General features: G+C 62.0%; 13 protein-coding genes and 1 riboswitch. Of the genes, 6 read left to right on the top strand and 7 right to left on the bottom strand.

The features are described from left to right. The first annotated feature begins 51 nt into the window (after nt 1-51). Together AWB64_RS32035 and AWB64_RS07125 are read left to right on the top strand one after the other, a co-directional pair. The gene (locus AWB64_RS32035) at nt 52-405 is read left to right on the top strand and encodes a hypothetical protein (protein ID WP_060817966.1); all 354 of its coding nucleotides are present in this window, start codon (nt 52-54) and stop codon (nt 403-405) included. Between the two features lie 336 nt (nt 406-741). Beyond that, nucleotides 742-2907, top strand: coding sequence for a hybrid sensor histidine kinase/response regulator family protein (locus AWB64_RS07125; RefSeq protein ID WP_060817967.1), 2166 nt, complete (start codon nt 742-744; stop codon nt 2905-2907). A gap of 18 nt (nt 2908-2925) precedes the next feature. Here AWB64_RS07125 and AWB64_RS07130 read toward each other — a convergent pair whose 3' ends face one another. Both AWB64_RS07130 and AWB64_RS07135 read right to left on the bottom strand, forming a co-directional pair. Beyond that, on the bottom strand, nt 2926-3522 hold the full coding sequence (locus tag AWB64_RS07130; protein ID WP_060817968.1) for a transglycosylase SLT domain-containing protein: 597 nt from the start codon (nt 3520-3522) through the stop codon (nt 2926-2928). 112 nt (nt 3523-3634) lie between these two features. Continuing rightward, entirely contained in the window at nt 3635-5128 is a 1494-nt protein-coding gene (locus AWB64_RS07135; protein WP_244163971.1) for a sensor domain-containing diguanylate cyclase, read from the bottom strand. 343 nt (nt 5129-5471) lie between these two features. Beyond that, a riboswitch (yybP-ykoY riboswitch) is annotated at nt 5472-5577 on the top strand. A gap of 88 nt (nt 5578-5665) precedes the next feature. Between AWB64_RS07135 and mntP the strand changes: the two genes are divergently transcribed. The 3 genes from mntP to AWB64_RS07150 all read left to right on the top strand — a co-directional run bounded on the left by mntP (nt 5666) and on the right by AWB64_RS07150 (nt 8208). Further along, complete coding sequence (mntP, locus tag AWB64_RS07140; RefSeq protein ID WP_060817970.1) at nt 5666-6235, top strand: manganese efflux pump MntP; 570 nt, start codon at nt 5666-5668, stop codon at nt 6233-6235. Nucleotides 6236-6448: 213 nt separating this feature from the next. Then, complete coding sequence (locus AWB64_RS07145; protein WP_075643262.1) at nt 6449-6982, top strand: DUF3280 domain-containing protein; 534 nt, start codon at nt 6449-6451, stop codon at nt 6980-6982. A gap of 146 nt (nt 6983-7128) precedes the next feature. Continuing rightward, the gene (locus AWB64_RS07150; protein ID WP_060817971.1) at nt 7129-8208 is read left to right on the top strand and encodes a YVTN family beta-propeller repeat protein; all 1080 of its coding nucleotides are present in this window, start codon (nt 7129-7131) and stop codon (nt 8206-8208) included. A 49-nt stretch (nt 8209-8257) separates the two neighbouring features. Here AWB64_RS07150 and AWB64_RS07155 read toward each other — a convergent pair whose 3' ends face one another. After that, a complete protein-coding gene (locus AWB64_RS07155) occupies nt 8258-10546 on the bottom strand; it encodes a TonB-dependent receptor (RefSeq protein WP_060817973.1) in 2289 nt (762 codons plus the stop codon). A gap of 175 nt (nt 10547-10721) precedes the next feature. Here AWB64_RS07155 and AWB64_RS07160 point away from each other — a divergent pair, with 175 nt between their 5' ends. Next, complete coding sequence (locus AWB64_RS07160; protein WP_060817975.1) at nt 10722-11783, top strand: ATP-binding protein; 1062 nt, start codon at nt 10722-10724, stop codon at nt 11781-11783. Here the strand turns inward: AWB64_RS07160 and AWB64_RS07165 are convergent. From AWB64_RS07165 to pqqC, 4 genes are read right to left on the bottom strand one after another with little or no spacing between them, the layout of a single operon-like run. Then, complete coding sequence (locus tag AWB64_RS07165; RefSeq protein ID WP_060817976.1) at nt 11717-12415, bottom strand: response regulator; 699 nt, start codon at nt 12413-12415, stop codon at nt 11717-11719. The two genes, AWB64_RS07160 and AWB64_RS07165, sit on opposite strands and share 67 nt — an antisense overlap. Continuing rightward, complete coding sequence (gene pqqE / locus AWB64_RS07170) at nt 12412-13608, bottom strand: pyrroloquinoline quinone biosynthesis protein PqqE (RefSeq protein ID WP_244163972.1); 1197 nt, start codon at nt 13606-13608, stop codon at nt 12412-12414. Before pqqE ends, AWB64_RS07165 begins: the two co-directional genes overlap by 4 nt. After that, nucleotides 13605-13883: a pyrroloquinoline quinone biosynthesis peptide chaperone PqqD gene (pqqD, locus tag AWB64_RS07175; RefSeq protein WP_060817980.1), complete on the bottom strand. Its 279-nt coding sequence runs from the start codon at nt 13881-13883 to the stop codon at nt 13605-13607. Before pqqD ends, pqqE begins: the two co-directional genes overlap by 4 nt. Then, the gene (pqqC, locus tag AWB64_RS07180) at nt 13880-14620 is read right to left on the bottom strand and encodes a pyrroloquinoline-quinone synthase PqqC (protein WP_060817982.1); all 741 of its coding nucleotides are present in this window, start codon (nt 14618-14620) and stop codon (nt 13880-13882) included. The genes pqqD and pqqC overlap by 4 nt, the downstream gene beginning before the upstream one ends. Nucleotides 14621-14634: the final 14 nt, after the last annotated feature.

The raw sequence follows: 14634 nt of genomic DNA on the forward strand, positions 1-14634 counted from the left end.
GTTGCGACTTTGTCCTACGCAACGCAAATAACGAATTTCCAGGAGGCTGCAATGAAACATGTATCGAAGAAAATCCTGATATCGGCGATTGTCCTTGGTTTGTCGGGCGGCGTGTATGCGCAGGCGGGCGGCGGTGCGGGAGCGGGCGGTGGAGGCGGAGCCGGTGGCGGCGGCGCTGCGGGAGGCGCTGGCGGCAATGGCGCGGGCGTGGGCGGAGGCGGCGGCATGAGCGGCTCCAACGGCGCTGGCATGAGCGCCGCGCCCGGCTCGACGGCGACGGGCGGCGGCATGGGCACGGGAACGGGCTCAACGCCGAACATGAAGAGCAACGGTTCGAGCACGAACAACAACTCGAACGCGGCGGCGCCTAATGGAACCGGCGGCGCTATGTCGAAACCGCAGTAATGCGGAGGGTGGGCCTGCGAAACGAGGCTTGAAGCAGCCGGTTGCATCGATGGATGCTGCCGGCTATTTTTTTGTTCGCGGCAATCAGGAGGAAGTTGAAGCGTTTGGCCAAAGCCGCGAAGACCGAATCCGATGCGCTCGCCTACGCACGTCCTTCTTATTTCCGGCACATAATGCACCGCACACGAGCGCCTTGCCCTGCACGGCGAGCCGTCCGGCCAACCTTGCGTGGACCGCGATCCGCGTAGCCAGCTGGCCTTTGTGCCCGAAGCGCGGCCCGCGGCCCGTGTGCCGTCCGCTGCTTACCATTGCCACCCCGATTGGAGACCTTACGCCTTGCATTCGTCGGATTCCGCGGCCCTTGATTTGCCTCTGCCCTTGCGCAATTTCGCCGGAACGCGGCGGATCTTGCTGATGGTGCTAGCTGCATCGATTATGTTTCCGGTCGCATTTCTACTTGGCTACGGTTATTACGATTACCAGCGCCGCATGTCTGACGCGAACGATATTGCCGATCGCATCACACGCGTAGCGGACGAGCACGCGAGCAAGGTCCTCGACCTGAACCGCCAGATGTCGATGCGCGTGGTCGATCTGCTCGGCAACAGCGACGACGCCCGAATTCGCGCGAATCAAAAACCTATTCACGAACGCCTGAGCGAGATCGGCGAATCTTTCGCCCATGTCGCCGGCATCGCGGTGTTCGGCTCCACGGGCGACATGCTCGCAAGCAATCGCTTCTACCCGGTTCCAGCGGTTTCGGTCGCGACGCGCGAGGACTTCCTCGCCGGGCAAGCCATGCGTCCGGAGCCGTATTTTTCGCTGCCGTTGATCGGCAAGGTCGCCAAAAGCGATGTCTTCACGACCAGCGTCGGCCGCAGCGCGAGTGACGGGCACTTTCTCGGCCTGGTCTCGATCGCGCTCAAACGCGACTACTTCGCAAGCTTCTACAGCGATTTATCGAACGGCGATCCGGGCGTGACCGTGGGCCTTTACCGGCGCGACGGCGGCATTCTCGTGCGCGAACCGCCGGCCCCAGCGAGGATATCTCATGCTCGAAACTCCGAGTTCACATCCGCCATGCGCAGCAACGAACTGTTCGGCCGCGTGCGGGTGCATTCGAGCGTGGATGGCGTGGAACGCATTCTGGCGTTTCGCCGCGTGAGCGATTACCCGCTTTACGTGGCAAGCGGTTTTCCGACCGCCGTTATCTTTGCGAATTGGTGGAGGCATTTTGCGTTGATCATGGCGATCACGGCCGTGCCGTGCATTGCGGTGTGGCTGCTGGTGCTGTTTTCGCTGCGCCAGTTGCGCGCGCAGCAATCCGCCTGGGAACGCTGGCAGGCGGAAGTCGCTATGCGGCTTTCGGCAGAGGCGTCGAGCCGCCAACTGCGGCGCATGGGCGCGCTCGGCAACCTGGTTGCAAACGTGGCGCACGACTTCAATAACCTGCTGATGGTGGTATCGGCGAATATGGAGCTTGCGCGGCGCAAGAATTTCAACGGGCTTGAAAGAGAAGTGCTGGCGGTGGAGCGCGCGACCACCGGCGCCGAAGCCCTTGCCCGGCGCTTGCTCAGCGTCGCGCGCAAGCAGCCGCTCAAGCAGGAACCCATCGATTTCACGACGTGGCTGCCTGCTGTTGCCGGACTGATTGAAACTGCGGTGGGCGAGAAGATTCAGGTCAAGGTGCAGGTCTCGCCCGACATGTGGTGGGTGCGGGCCGACACCACGGAACTCGAGTTTGCGATCATCAACATTGCCGTCAATGCCCGCGATGCCATGCCGCATGGCGGCCGTTTTGCGATTCGCTGCCAGAACGTGCGTGTCACCGCCGATAACGTCCTTGCCGATGGCGAATATGCGCTCCTGGCGTTCACCGACAGCGGCGAGGGCATGAACGAAGTCACCGCGCGCCGCGCGTTCGAACCGCTTTTTACGACCAAGCTGAGCGGGGCGGGCACGGGTCTCGGGCTGGCGCAAGTGCTGGCGGCTTGCGAACAGGCCGGCGGGACCGCGCGGCTCGACAGCGTGCCCGGGCGGGGTACGACCGTGCGGCTGTATTTGCCGCGCTGGCACAGCGCACGGCCAATGCCGCCGGATGCCGCTGAAACCGGCAACGCAGGCCCGGCGCACGGTATGCCTGCCGAGGCGCAAAGCCCGGGTTCCATCCTGCTGGTCGAGGACAACGAGGAGGTTGCCGCGGGCGTCGCGGCAGTGCTCGCCACGTTTGGCTGCGACGTCCGCCACGAACTCACCGCCGACAAAGCCTTCGACGTGCTCAACGAAGGCGGGCGCTTCGACCTGGTGTTATCGGATATACAGATGCCTGGGCGGCTCAACGGTATCGACCTGGCGGAAAAGGTGCGCGGCACGTGGCCCGCGCAGCGGATCGTGCTGATGACCGGTTACGCCGATGAATTCGAGCGTGCGCGGCATACGGGCGTGACCATTCTCGCCAAGCCGTTCAACATCAACGAATTGCGTGAACTGGTTCAAGGGTGACTGAAGCAGCTTTGCGCGTCAGCGTGGCGGAGATGCCGAGAAAAATTCGCTGGGCTCGAATTGCGTCGAGAATTTCTGGACCTGAAGGCTGACTTTCTCGGCGTACGCTTTCGATCCGCCGTAGCTTTTCAGCGCCGCGCCCACGTCGCCACGTGCGGATTGCACGTAACCGTGAAGAATCGCGGAGCCGGCTTCTATGTTGGCATCGGCTTCGGTCAGGTCGATATTGCGCACCAGTTTCTTGTGCGCCGACGGCACGACCTGCATCAGTCCGGTTGCGCCGTTTGCGCCGCGGGCGTTTTCCTTGAAACGGGATTCGATCGAGATGATCGCGAGCAGCAGCGCCGGAGGAAGGGAGTATTTCGATGCCGCCGACATGACCGCCGCCGAGATCTGCTCGGCCTTCGCGCGTGCAACACCGAATTTCTGCGAGATCAGGCGTGACACCTGATGCCTCGCCTGAAGGTCGGCTTCGGCTTCGCTTGCGGAGAGATTTTCAACGGCGGCGGGGGCCGTAGCAGCCATTTCGGTGGCGCGCTCCTGAGCCGCGGCGCCTTGCATCGCGCCTAGCGACAGACCGAACGTCAGCGTCAGCAAGAAGAGTAGTCGGCTCATGAATGGGGCCATCGAAGAGAAGGTCGCATTATACCGATGGAAAAAATCCTTGCAAATCATGCGCTTGGTTGAAATGGCCCATTACGCTGATGAACCGGATCGCTAGCCTGGCTCAGGACTGCGTGACTTCGATGTCCTGCAGCGCCATGGGACGCACGCAGTCGCGGCCCGCAGCCTTGGCTTCGTAGAGTTGCTGGTCGGCGGCGCTCAATAGCCCATATGCACCGCCCAGGCCCGGTGGCGCGGCGCTGGCGCAGCCAATACTGACCGTCAGGCGCCCGATCAGGCTGCCCCGGTGGGCGATCGAACGGGTCTTGATGCCGGCTCGGATGGTCTCGGCAATATGAAGCGCGCCATCCATCCGGGTATCGGGAAGGAGGACGACGAATTCCTCGCCGCCATAGCGCGCCGGAATGTCGCCGGGACGCCGCACCGCCAGCGCGATGCATTCCGCGACCGCCGCCAGCGCGTCGTCGCCGAGTGCGTGGCCGTAGTTGTCGTTGTAGGCCTTGAAGTAATCCACGTCGATAAACAAGACCGACACCGCCGCGTTGCTGCGCCGAGCGCGCCGCCATTCCTCGTCCATGCGTTCGTCGAAGGCGCGCCGGTTCGGCAGGCCGGTCAGCGCGTCGGTGCCCGCGAGCCGTACGAGTTCTTCCTGCGCCCGCGCCCGTTCCCGAAGCGAAAGCGCCAAAAGCCACGACAACGCGATGAAACTCAGTCCGAACAGCAGCGTCAGCACGCCAACGACCGTGCTGCGCGCGCGCCACGTGGCCAGCACGTCGTCCTGCGCAGGCGCCACGCCCACAATGAACGGCGTACCCGTCACGCGCGCGAAGGTGTAGATGCGCACCACGCCGTCGACCGGCGATTTGGCCACATACGAACCCGAGCTCGCGCTCGTCATGCGCCCGAACGTGGCGGAACCGGCGACGTTGCGGTTGATATCGTCGTCCACGAAGGGTTTGCGCACGACCATTGCGCCATCGTTCTGGACGATGAAGATCGATCCTTGCGGGCCGACGTCGACCTTGTTCACGAGCGAGCGGAAATACGCGACGTTCACGGTCAGCAGCGCAATGCCGCCAAACGAGCCGTCGGACATGTCGATGCGCCGGCTCATGCCGATCGCCATGCCGTGCGCATACGTCAGGTAAGGATGGGAGAAAAACAATCCAACCGATGGGTTGTGCTGGTGCGCGCGGAAGTATTCGCGCTCGGCGAAGGTTTCCGGTGGCGCCGCCGCGTTGTTGCCTTTCACGATCACCCGCCCGTTCGCGTCGATGACGTAGCCGCCGCCTATGTAGGCCGCCGTGGTCGCGCGGTCGAAAAGGATCCTGCGCCGCAGATCGGGCGCCAGCGCCATGACGGAGGGGTCGCGCGCGCCGTCGACTATCGCGCGCAGTGAGAGATCATAGATTTCGACATTCCGGGCAATATCGCCCCCAATGATTGACACCAGATTCTCCGATGTCTCGCGCGCGTGGCTGAGCGCCTCTTCGCGGCCCTGATACAGCGTCGCAATGGACAAGCTGGCCATCAGTACAGCGACCGCGGTGCCGGCAAGACCCGCCAGGAGCGGATAGCGCGACAGCGAGGTTGCCATGCCAAGCGCTGTCCATCTGTATCGGCCACGGCGCTTTCGCACGCTTGAACCAGGCGACAGGCGGTTTCTCATGGCGAACGCCTTGACGGTCGCGCAAGGATTTTTCCGCTGCGTTGTGACATGGGCGACCGGGAGGCATCGGGCGGCGGCATGGAAATCTGATTTGGCATCGCGCGGCAGTGTTGGGTCAAGGCGCCAATCTGGTGTGCTGCCCGCATTGTATCGGCCTGAAGCTTACGAATTGCCCAGTCGATCAATAAGGCGAGTCCCATCGGCTGGGTGCGAGAAAACGTGCCCGAAAAGCTCATCCAAGATTACAAAATCATTTCTAACGTGGTAGCCTTTGCCGGTCTTTGGGGAGTAGCCGGCTTCCAGTCATTGGAAGCGCTCATGTCAACACGCTTGGTTCAATCGAACCATGGCATGAGCAACCAGTCCGAATTCTGGTTGGCAAGACCATCGATGCAACGCCGGGACCGGTCGGGCTCGGCGCAGCATCGCATGTTCCTGTCCCGGCCAGAATGATTATCTTCCCTCATGAATATCGCTTCCACTCTCCTGCTCGCCTTCGCCATGTCGACGGACGCCTTCGCCGCCGCCGTGGGCAAGGGCGCAACGCTGCAGCGTCCGCGCATGCGCGAGGCGCTGCGCACGGGCCTCATCTTCGGCGTCATTGAAGCGATCACGCCGCTCGTTGGCTGGGCGCTTGGCAAGGCTGCCGCGCCTTATGTCACTTCGTGGGACCACTGGATTGCCTTCGGCCTGCTGCTCGTGCTCGGACTTCGCATGATCCGCTCGGGATTCAGCTCGCCCACGCCGGAGGCCGAGAAGCCCGTGCGCCACAGTTTCTGGCTGCTGGCCGCGACAGGCTTGGCGACCAGTATCGACGCCATGGCGGTGGGCGCGGGGCTGGCTTTTATCGATGTAAATATTTTTTCGACTGCCGCGACCATTGGACTAGCGACACTGATCATGGTGACCATTGGCGTGATGGTGGGACGCTTTCTGGGCCGCGCGGTCGGACAGCGCGCGGAAGTGGCGGGCGGTCTGATCCTGGTTGCGATCGGCTCGGTGATTCTGGCCGAGCATCTGGGGTATATGGTTTGATGCTTATGAGCGGTGCGCGCGCTTCGAGCGCAGCCTCGGGCGCCAGCCATTTGTGATGATGGCCTTGTCGAATTTGATAAGGGTTCCGAAGTTTTACCGGTCGATGTGGAAATCGAGAGGTTGCGGTACTCCGTCAAGAAGCGCGTGGCGGGCGTGTTATTTGCATGCCTGGATCACGGCGTCCGCCGCGCCGGCACATGGAGGCCTGCAATCATGCCGCAGTTGCGAAGAGGATTTTATCGTGTAGCACTGTGTGTCATTTCCGTGGCTGTGTTCTCGCAGGCAGCGGTGGCGCAGCGGTCTATCGCGGTGATGGATTGCACGCTGATCGACGACAACGCGTCCTATAACGACGCCGATACCAACCGCACGCAGCAAGCGCGCCTGGAACTCGTCAGCAAGGACTTGCGCACGCAGTTGAGCGAGCGCCAGCTTTTTCGCGTAGCCAATAACGCCGCGGCAAGCGCCATGATCGCCCAGTTTGCGCGCGGGCAGGACTTGAACGCATGCAATGGCTGCGAACTGCAGATAGGACGCACGCTTAACGTGGAGCGCGTCGGCGTGTGCTGGGTGCAGAAAGTCAGCAACCTGATCATCAATATCAATCTGCGCGTGGAAGACGTGGCAACCGGCCACGCGCTATTCCAGCGCTCTGTCGATATACGCGGCAATACGGATTTGTCGTGGAGCCGCGGCATGAAGGGACTGGTCGATCGTCTCGCTGAAGACGCGGAAGCAGTCCGATAAACCGCTTTCGGGAAATTCTCCCGCCTCCATCCATTGTCAAGCGGCCGCGCGATGGGCTAAGTTGACCATGTCGCCAATGGCATTGCGAATGCGGGCGCGCAGTGCCGGGTCAGGCGGCGAACCAATAAAAACAAGCGGAGACGATCATGCAATTGAAGAAAGCAGCGGCGTATCTGGCGCTTGCATCGGTGACAACGTTGAGCGCGGGGTTCGCGCTGGCTGCGGCGCCGGTCGCTTATGTGACGAGCGAGACCATGGGCGTGGGGGTTATTGACCTGGACCAGATGACGCTCGCCAGAACCTTCGCCGTGGGCGACGATGGCCCGCGCGGCCTGAGCCTCACCGACGACGGCAAGCACCTGCTGGTCGCCAACAAGAAGACGGCCGATCTTTCCGAAATCGATACCGCGACCGGCAAGGTCGTGCGCCGCGCGAAGATTGGCCAGAATCCGGAGTTCGTGCGGGTGTATCGCGGGTATGCATATGTGACGTACGAACCCGGCGAGGACGGCGGGCCGCCGCAGGCGGCGGGTGCATCGGGCGGCGGCAAGGTTGAAAATAAGGACGCAAGCAAGGACGATGACGACGCAAACAGCCCGCCCGCCGAGATCGCGATTGTCGACTTGAAGACGCTGCGGGTCGTACGTTCGGTGAAGAGCGGCCATGAAACGGAAGGCGTCGAATTTTCCGCCGACGGCAAGGAGTTGCTGGTCACCAATGAGGGTGACGACACGGTGTCGGTCTATCACGTGGGCACGGGCAAGCCGCTGCGCAGCATCAAGCTCGATCATGGCTCGCGGCCGCGCGGCATCAAGCGTTCGCCGGACGGCCGGCAGTATGTGGTGACGCTTGAAAACACCAACAAGTTCGTGGTGCTCGACGCGCATAGCCTCCAGCCGGTCAAGACCGTCGATACAAAAATGGGCCCTTACGGCGTCGCGTTCGATCCATCGGGCAAGCGGTTACTGGTGGCGGCGGCGCGCGGCAAGACGCTTCAGGTGTTCGATTCCGGCACTTACGGCCACATCAGCGATATCCCCGTTGGCCAGCGCTGCTGGCACTTCAGCTTCACACCGGACGGGTCGAAGGTCCTGCTTGCATGCGGTCGTTCGAATGCGGTGTACGTGCTGGATGCCACCAGCTATCAGACCGTCAAACAGATCGAAGGATTGTCGTTGCCCTGGGGCATCGTCACGTATCCGCGCAGCGCGGGATCGATTGAATAACGCGGGCGCAAGCGGGTTCTTTTCAAAAGAACCCGCTCTCTCTCAAGGCTTATTTCCACGCATACCGCAATCCAACCCACGCGCCACGCGGCGCACCGATCCCCAGGAATTGTTCGTTGACCGGGTTGGCGCCATCGAAGGTATGGTTCGGTCCATTGAAGAAATTCTGCCCAAGGATGGCGAAGCTTGCATAGTGCTTGTTGAGCAGGTTCGTTACGCTCGCGAACACCTGAAGCTGCTTCGTCACGTTGTAGGTCGTGTCCAGGTCGATCAGGAAATAGCCCGCGATCTTTCCGTTCGCGTCCTGATTGTCCTCGTCGCCGCGCGCAAAAATGCTGCCCCTGTAGGTCAGGTTGCTGCCCACGTTCCACTTCGGCGTAGCCGCGTAATCGAGCCGCAGCTTCACCGTATTCTGCGGAATGCCTGGAATGCGGTCGCCCTTGTGCACGGTGATGTTGCCGTCGTCGTCCGCGCTGGAATTGCTGCCGCTGCTTTCGGTCCAGGTCGAGCGATACGTGGCGTCCACGTAGCTGTAGCTCGCGCTCACGCCGACCGGCCCGTACTGCGTGCGCCCTGCAAGTTCGAAGCCTTGGCGCTGGGTCTTTCCCACGTTCTGGAAAAAACCGAGCGTGCTTGCCGCGCCGTTGCTGCTGACAAACTGGATGTCGTTGTCGAGCGTGGTCCGGTAGATGGCGGCGCTCCACGTGGTCGCGCGTCCAAGCTGCCCGCGCGCGCCAATTTCAAATGTCTTCGATATCACTGGCTGCAGCGTCGGGTCCGCAATGAAGTCGTTGGGCAACGAGCATGGCGAAGCGGGATCGGCGCAAGCGAGTTCGATGGCCGTCGGCGAGCGCATGCCTTCGTTGTATGTGGCGTAGGCAGTGAAGGTCGATGTCGGATTCCAGTTGACGCCGACCGCCGGATTGAAGCGCGAGAACGTATGGTTGCCGTCGAGCAGGGGCTGCACGCCGCTTTCGTCGCCGACCACGGACTTCGACCAGTTGTAACGCCCCGCCAGCGTCAGCGACCACTGCTGCGTGATCGACAATGTGTTCTCGAAGTAGACGCCATAGTTTGCGTTGCGCGTGGCGGCGTCGGTCTGAGGCTCGAATCCGCCAATGCCAATCGTTGCGCGCGAATCCGTGAAAAAGGCGTCCTGCGACGACTGTGTGAAATGCGAGTTGGCGAAGTCCGCCGCCACGCCCGCGACGAACTGGTTGTCGTAGCCAGCGAGCTTGCCGAGCAAGGTCATCTGCAGGCTTGCACCGTAGCTGTCGGTGACGATCACGGATTGATCGTTGGTCGCCTGCAGTGTGTTGATGTCGCCGTCGTCTTCGACCGTGCCGAAGTCGTCGTTCACGTTGCTGCTGACATTCGTGTTCCGATAATGCCGGTAGTACACGTTGCCGCTCAGTTCCAGGTTGGGCGAGAAGTAATGCTCGCCGGAGAAGGTCAGGTAGCCGACGCTATTGTGGTTCTGGTCCGGAAATGTATAGGCCTGCTTGCGGTTGTCGAGGAACGAGCGCGGGATGGTCTGCGAGCCTTGCAAGGTGTTGTCCGCGCCGCCCATGGAAAGGGAAAGCGTGGTATTGGCGTCGGTGTAGCGCAGCTTGCCGAACGCCTGGCGAAGGCGGCTTGAGTTGTGGTCGGCCCAGCCGTCGTCGTTGGTCGTGTTGGCGGTGAAGTAATAATCGAGGTTGCTGCCAATCACACCGCCTTGCTGGATCTGCGCTGTTTTTCGTCCCCATGATCCCGCCGAGATTTCCGCTTCGCCGCCCGGGTTGCTGCGGCCGTTTTTTGTCGTGATGGCGAGCGCGCCGCCGAGCGTGTTCAGGCCGAAGGTCGGATTGGAACCGGGGATCAACTGGATTGTGTTGATGGCCGCTTGCGGTATCAGGTCCCAGTTGACGACATCGCCGAAGGGCTCGTTCACGCGCACGCCGTCGAGGAAAACCGATAACCCTTGCGGCGTGCCAAGCAGCGGCGAGGCCGTAAAGCCGCGGTAGTTGATATCGACTTGGGATGGGTTGCCTTGCGCCTCGTTGATATCGACGCTCGTGAGGTTGCTCGCGAAGTAGTCCGTGAGCGTGGCGCGATGCTGCTGGTCGATATCGCGTCCGCGAATAGTCTGCACGTTGGCTGGCACGTGTTCCAGCGGCGTGCCGATACCCAGCAGCGGTGTTGTCCCGATCACGATGATCGGCGCGAGTTGCGTCACCGCGGCATCTGAAGCGGGCGCGGCCGCTTCCTGCGCCCAGCTTGTGACGCTCAAGCCGGCCAGCGCGCCGCCGAAGTACACACGCAGCGCGTGGCGCCGCCTGAAGGGAAGCTTGGTCATGGTTGTCTCCTGCCGTTTATCGTTATCGGTTTGCTTCTTTATTGCAGTACTGAAAGCGTCCCACAAGACGCGTGCGGTGCGGTCGGGAAGACCTCCCGATTACACGAGGAAGCTTTCCCTGCCCTTGTTTTGCGGACGCGACGCGAACGCGCGCGCTGAGTAGAATGAGAGCGCCATGCGACCCGAACCCCAAGCTGATTCCCCGGCCTTTGTTGCCAGCGCGCGCTCGTCCCGTTCCACGGCGTGGCGCGATCTTGTCTGCGTGCTCGCGCTCACGGTGCTGGCGGCGCTGGTATGCATGCGCTTCGAAGCCGGCGAGTTGACGTATTCCCTGACGCGCCGCTTCGAGCGTTTTCAACTCGATGAAATTCCGCCCACGCTTGTTGTCCTGGCAACCGGGCTCGCGTGGTTTGCATGGCGGCGATACCGCGAGTCGCAGCGTGAATTGCTGCATCGCCGCGCGCTTGAAGCGAAGGCCGCGAGCCTGCTTGCGGAAAACCGGCGGCTTGCAAGCGAGAGCATCGGCGCGCAGGAAAACGAGCGTCGTCACCTCGCGCGCGAACTGCACGATGAACTCGGCCAGTATCTCAACGCCATCGCGCTGGACGCGGGACGTATCCGGGATTTATCGGCGCACGATCAGGCGAGGAGTGAACCCGAGGTTCATAGGCTCGCGCTTGCGGTCATGCAAAGCGCGAGCACCGTGTACAGGCAGATTGGCGGGATGATCCGGCGCTTGCGCCCGATCGGTCTCGATGAATTCGGCTTGCCGAGCGCGCTCGAACATTGCGTGGAAAGCTGGCGCGAGCGCTTGCCGCAGGCGTCGTTTACGCTGACCGTGGACGGCGACTTTTCCAATCTCGCGGATGTGGTGAACATCACGCTGTACAGGCTGGTGCAGGAGGGACTGACGAACGTGTCGAAGTTCGCGCAGAACTCGCGCGTGGAAATCTATCTGGTTCGGACTTCAGACAATACGAACAACACGCGCGCGAGTCGCGGTGAAATTGTCGTGACCATGACCGACGACGGTCCGGGTGTCGATCTGACAAAACCACGCGCGGGCCTGGGCCTGATTGGCATGCGTGAGCGTGTCGAGGCGCTGGGCGGCGAATTCCATGTTGCGAGCCAGCCGGACGGCGGGTTCCTGTTTTGCGCGCGCGTGCCGGTTCAGGCCGGGTTGCCTGATCCCACGGATCCAAGCGCGCTTGCGGAACTGGCGAAATCGGAGAAATGAAGGCCGAGGCGATTCGCCATCTGCGCGAGTTGCACGCCATTGTCCGCGCCGAATTTTTGCCGGATCACTGACTGATGATTGGCCACGGTCTTCTGGCTCAAGCCCAGCCGTTCCGCGATGCTCGGCAGCGTATAGCCTTGTACCAGCAGCCGCAGCACTTCGAACTCGCGCGCCGATAACTGGCGTCCCGGCGGCCCGTCCTGGAAAGTGGCGCGCAGCGCGAGCGCCTGCGAGATGTCGGGGCTCAGATAACGGGCGCGGCCCGCGACGGCGCGCACGCCTTCCACCAGTACGTCGGGGGCGCTTGCCTTGGTCACATAGCCGCGCGCGCCCGCGTCGAGCGCGCGCCGGACGAAGATTGTTTCCTCATGCACGCTGAAGATCAGCACGTGGGCGTCGGGTTCGCGCGCGAGCATGCGCCGCATCGCTTCAATGCCGCTTGCGCCCGGCAGCGCAAGGTCCATGACCACAACGTCGGGTTTCAACGTACAGAAGCGCTGGTAGGCCTGGGCAGCATCGGCGGCTTCGCCTGCCACGCTGATGTCCGGGCTGAGTTCCAGCAGGCGCCGATACCCCTCGCGCACAACAGCGTGGTCATCGACGAGAAGAACACTGATATCCGCGATGGTCATTTGCGCGCTCCCGCAAGATCGGCGACATTGTGATGGTCCGGCTCCCCGCGCGTTTTCAATGCCGCCAGCCGGCGTGAATTGGTGTCGTTGCGAAACACAATCGGATGCTCTTCAGGCTCGCGCTGTACCGCCGCGCCTGCTGCTCTTTTAACCACGTTGATCACGGTCTCGTGATGGGGCGATTTATCGCAGACAGGGTCGGCGTTGGCCGGGTCGCCCGTCAGCAAATACGCCTGGCAGCGGCAACCGCCTGCATCGATGGTTTTTTCTTCGCAACTGCGGCATGGCTCCTTCATCCAGTCGAAGCCGCGAAATCGGTTGAACGCGTCGCTCTCGTACCAGATGTCGCGCACTGACGTGTCCTTGACGTTGGGAAAGCTCAGGCCCGGAAGCGAGCGCGCGGTGTGGCAAGGGAGCGCCGCGCCATCGGGCGCCACGCCAAGGAACACGGAACCCCAGCCGTTCATGCATTTCTTGGGCCGTGTCTCGAAGTAGTCGGGCACCACAAAGTAGATCTTGCAGCGATGCCCGATCTTCTCTCTATACCGCTCGACCACCGCCTCGGCCTCCCTCAACTGCCCGGCGGTCGGCATGAGTTGCGCGCGGTTCGCATGCGCCCAACCGTAATACTGCGTGTTCGCGAGTTCGAGATATTCCGCGCCCATTGCAAGCGCCATGTCGATGATCTTGTCTACGTGCGGCAGGTTGTATCGATGCAGCACGCAGTTCAGGACCATTGGGAAGCCATGCGCCTTGATCGACTTGGCGACGCGGTTTTTCAGGTCGAACGTGCGGGTGCTGCTGAGAAAGTCGTTGAGTTCCTGCGTTGAATCCTGGAACGACAACTGGATGTGATCGAGTCCGGCGTCCTTCAACGCGTCGAGCCGCTTGTCCGTCAAACCGATGCCCGACGTAATCAGGTTGGTATAAAAACCGAGTTGCCGTCCTTCGCGAACCAGCACTTCAAGGTCATCGCGCAACAAGGGTTCGCCGCCCGAGAATCCCAGTTGCGCCGCGCCCAGCGCGCGCGCTTCGCGCAGCACGCCTATCCATTGCTCCGTGGTGAGTTCGCTGCTGTGGTCCGTATAGTTGACCGGGTTGTAGCAGAACGCGCAATGCAGCGGGCACCGGTAGGTAAGCTCTGCGAGCAGCCACAGTGGCGGAGCGATCACGCCTTGATCGCGGGCGGTCATGACGCTTCCTCCAGCCATCCGCGCCGTTCGGCTTCGGCTATGAACAGACGCACTTCACCGCCAATGTCCTGCGCATTGAAGGCCTGCTGCAGGTCGGCGATCAACGCGTCAATATCGCGCGTGCCATCGCAACGCTTCAGGATTTCGCCGGCGCTTTGATTGAGCTTCACCATGCCTTCGGGATAAAGCAGCACGTGCGCGTCCTGGGCGGGCTCCCATTGCAGCCGGAAGATGCCCTTGAGCTTGAGGTTCTGCGTGGACGTGGGCGTTGTCATTGCGGAAAGGCCTTTTCGATTGCGTCGAGCATCGACCACAAGATGTCGAGTTTGAATTGCAAAATGTCGAGCGCGCGTTCCTGCTGCTCGCGCGTCTTGAAGTAATCGAGCGTGACTTGCAGGCCGTGTTCGACGTCGCGCTGCGCCAGCGAGATGCGCGAGCGGAAGTACGTGAGGCCATCGGCTTCTATCCACGGATAAAACGTCGGCCATGTCGCGAGCCTGTCCTTGTGGATCTGCGGCGCGAAAATTTCCGTAAGCGAAGAACACACGGCCTCTTGCCACGGCGCGCGCCGGGCAAAGTTGACGTAGGCATCGACGGCGAATTTCACGCCCGGCGCGACGTGTTCCAGCGACCAGAGTTCATCGCGCGTGAGGCCGACTGCATCGCCCAGCCGCGCCCATGTTTCTATGCCGCCCTCGTCGTCGCCGTAGCCGTCGTGATCGAGAATGCGCAGTACCCAGCGCCGCCGTGTTTCGCGATCAGGACAGTTCGACATGACCGCCGCGTCCTTCAGCGGAATGTTGATCTGATAGTAAAAGCGGTTCGCGACCCAGCCGCGAATCTGCTCGCGCGAGCAACCGCCTGCGTTCATTTTCACGTTGAACGGATGATGGATATGGTACGCCGCGCCCTTCGCGCGAAGCTGGGCTTCGAATTCTTCGCGGGTCCAGGCGGTCGCGCCTGAATTCCGGGTTGCTGCCTGATTCGTTACTGCTTGAGTCGGTCCGTTCACATGTTTCTCCTGTA

The sequence above is a fragment of the Caballeronia sordidicola genome (genome assembly GCF_001544455.2).
Taxonomy (GTDB): Bacteria; Pseudomonadota; Gammaproteobacteria; order Burkholderiales; family Burkholderiaceae; genus Caballeronia; species Caballeronia sordidicola.

Bases quoted from the DNA above. Each gene is read 5' to 3' on its own strand.
- AWB64_RS07130 (WP_060817968.1), bottom strand. From the start codon at position 3,522: ATGAGCCGACTACTCTTCTTGCTGACGCTGACGTTCGGTCTGTCGCTA.
- AWB64_RS32035 (WP_060817966.1), top strand. From the start codon at position 52: ATGAAACATGTATCGAAGAAAATCCTGATATCGGCGATTGTCCTTGGT.
- mntP (WP_060817970.1), top strand. From the start codon at position 5,666: ATGAATATCGCTTCCACTCTCCTGCTCGCCTTCGCCATGTCGACGGAC.
- AWB64_RS07135 (WP_244163971.1), bottom strand. From the start codon at position 5,128: ATGGCAACCTCGCTGTCGCGCTATCCGCTCCTGGCGGGTCTTGCCGGC.
- AWB64_RS07155 (WP_060817973.1), bottom strand. From the start codon at position 10,546: ATGACCAAGCTTCCCTTCAGGCGGCGCCACGCGCTGCGTGTGTACTTC.
- pqqE (WP_244163972.1), bottom strand. From the start codon at position 13,608: ATGACCGCCCGCGATCAAGGCGTGATCGCTCCGCCACTGTGGCTGCTC.
- AWB64_RS07165 (WP_060817976.1), bottom strand. From the start codon at position 12,415: ATGACCATCGCGGATATCAGTGTTCTTCTCGTCGATGACCACGCTGTT.
- AWB64_RS07150 (WP_060817971.1), top strand. From the start codon at position 7,129: ATGCAATTGAAGAAAGCAGCGGCGTATCTGGCGCTTGCATCGGTGACA.
- AWB64_RS07145 (WP_075643262.1), top strand. From the start codon at position 6,449: ATGCCGCAGTTGCGAAGAGGATTTTATCGTGTAGCACTGTGTGTCATT.
- AWB64_RS07160 (WP_060817975.1), top strand. From the start codon at position 10,722: ATGCGACCCGAACCCCAAGCTGATTCCCCGGCCTTTGTTGCCAGCGCG.
- pqqD (WP_060817980.1), bottom strand. From the start codon at position 13,883: ATGACAACGCCCACGTCCACGCAGAACCTCAAGCTCAAGGGCATCTTC.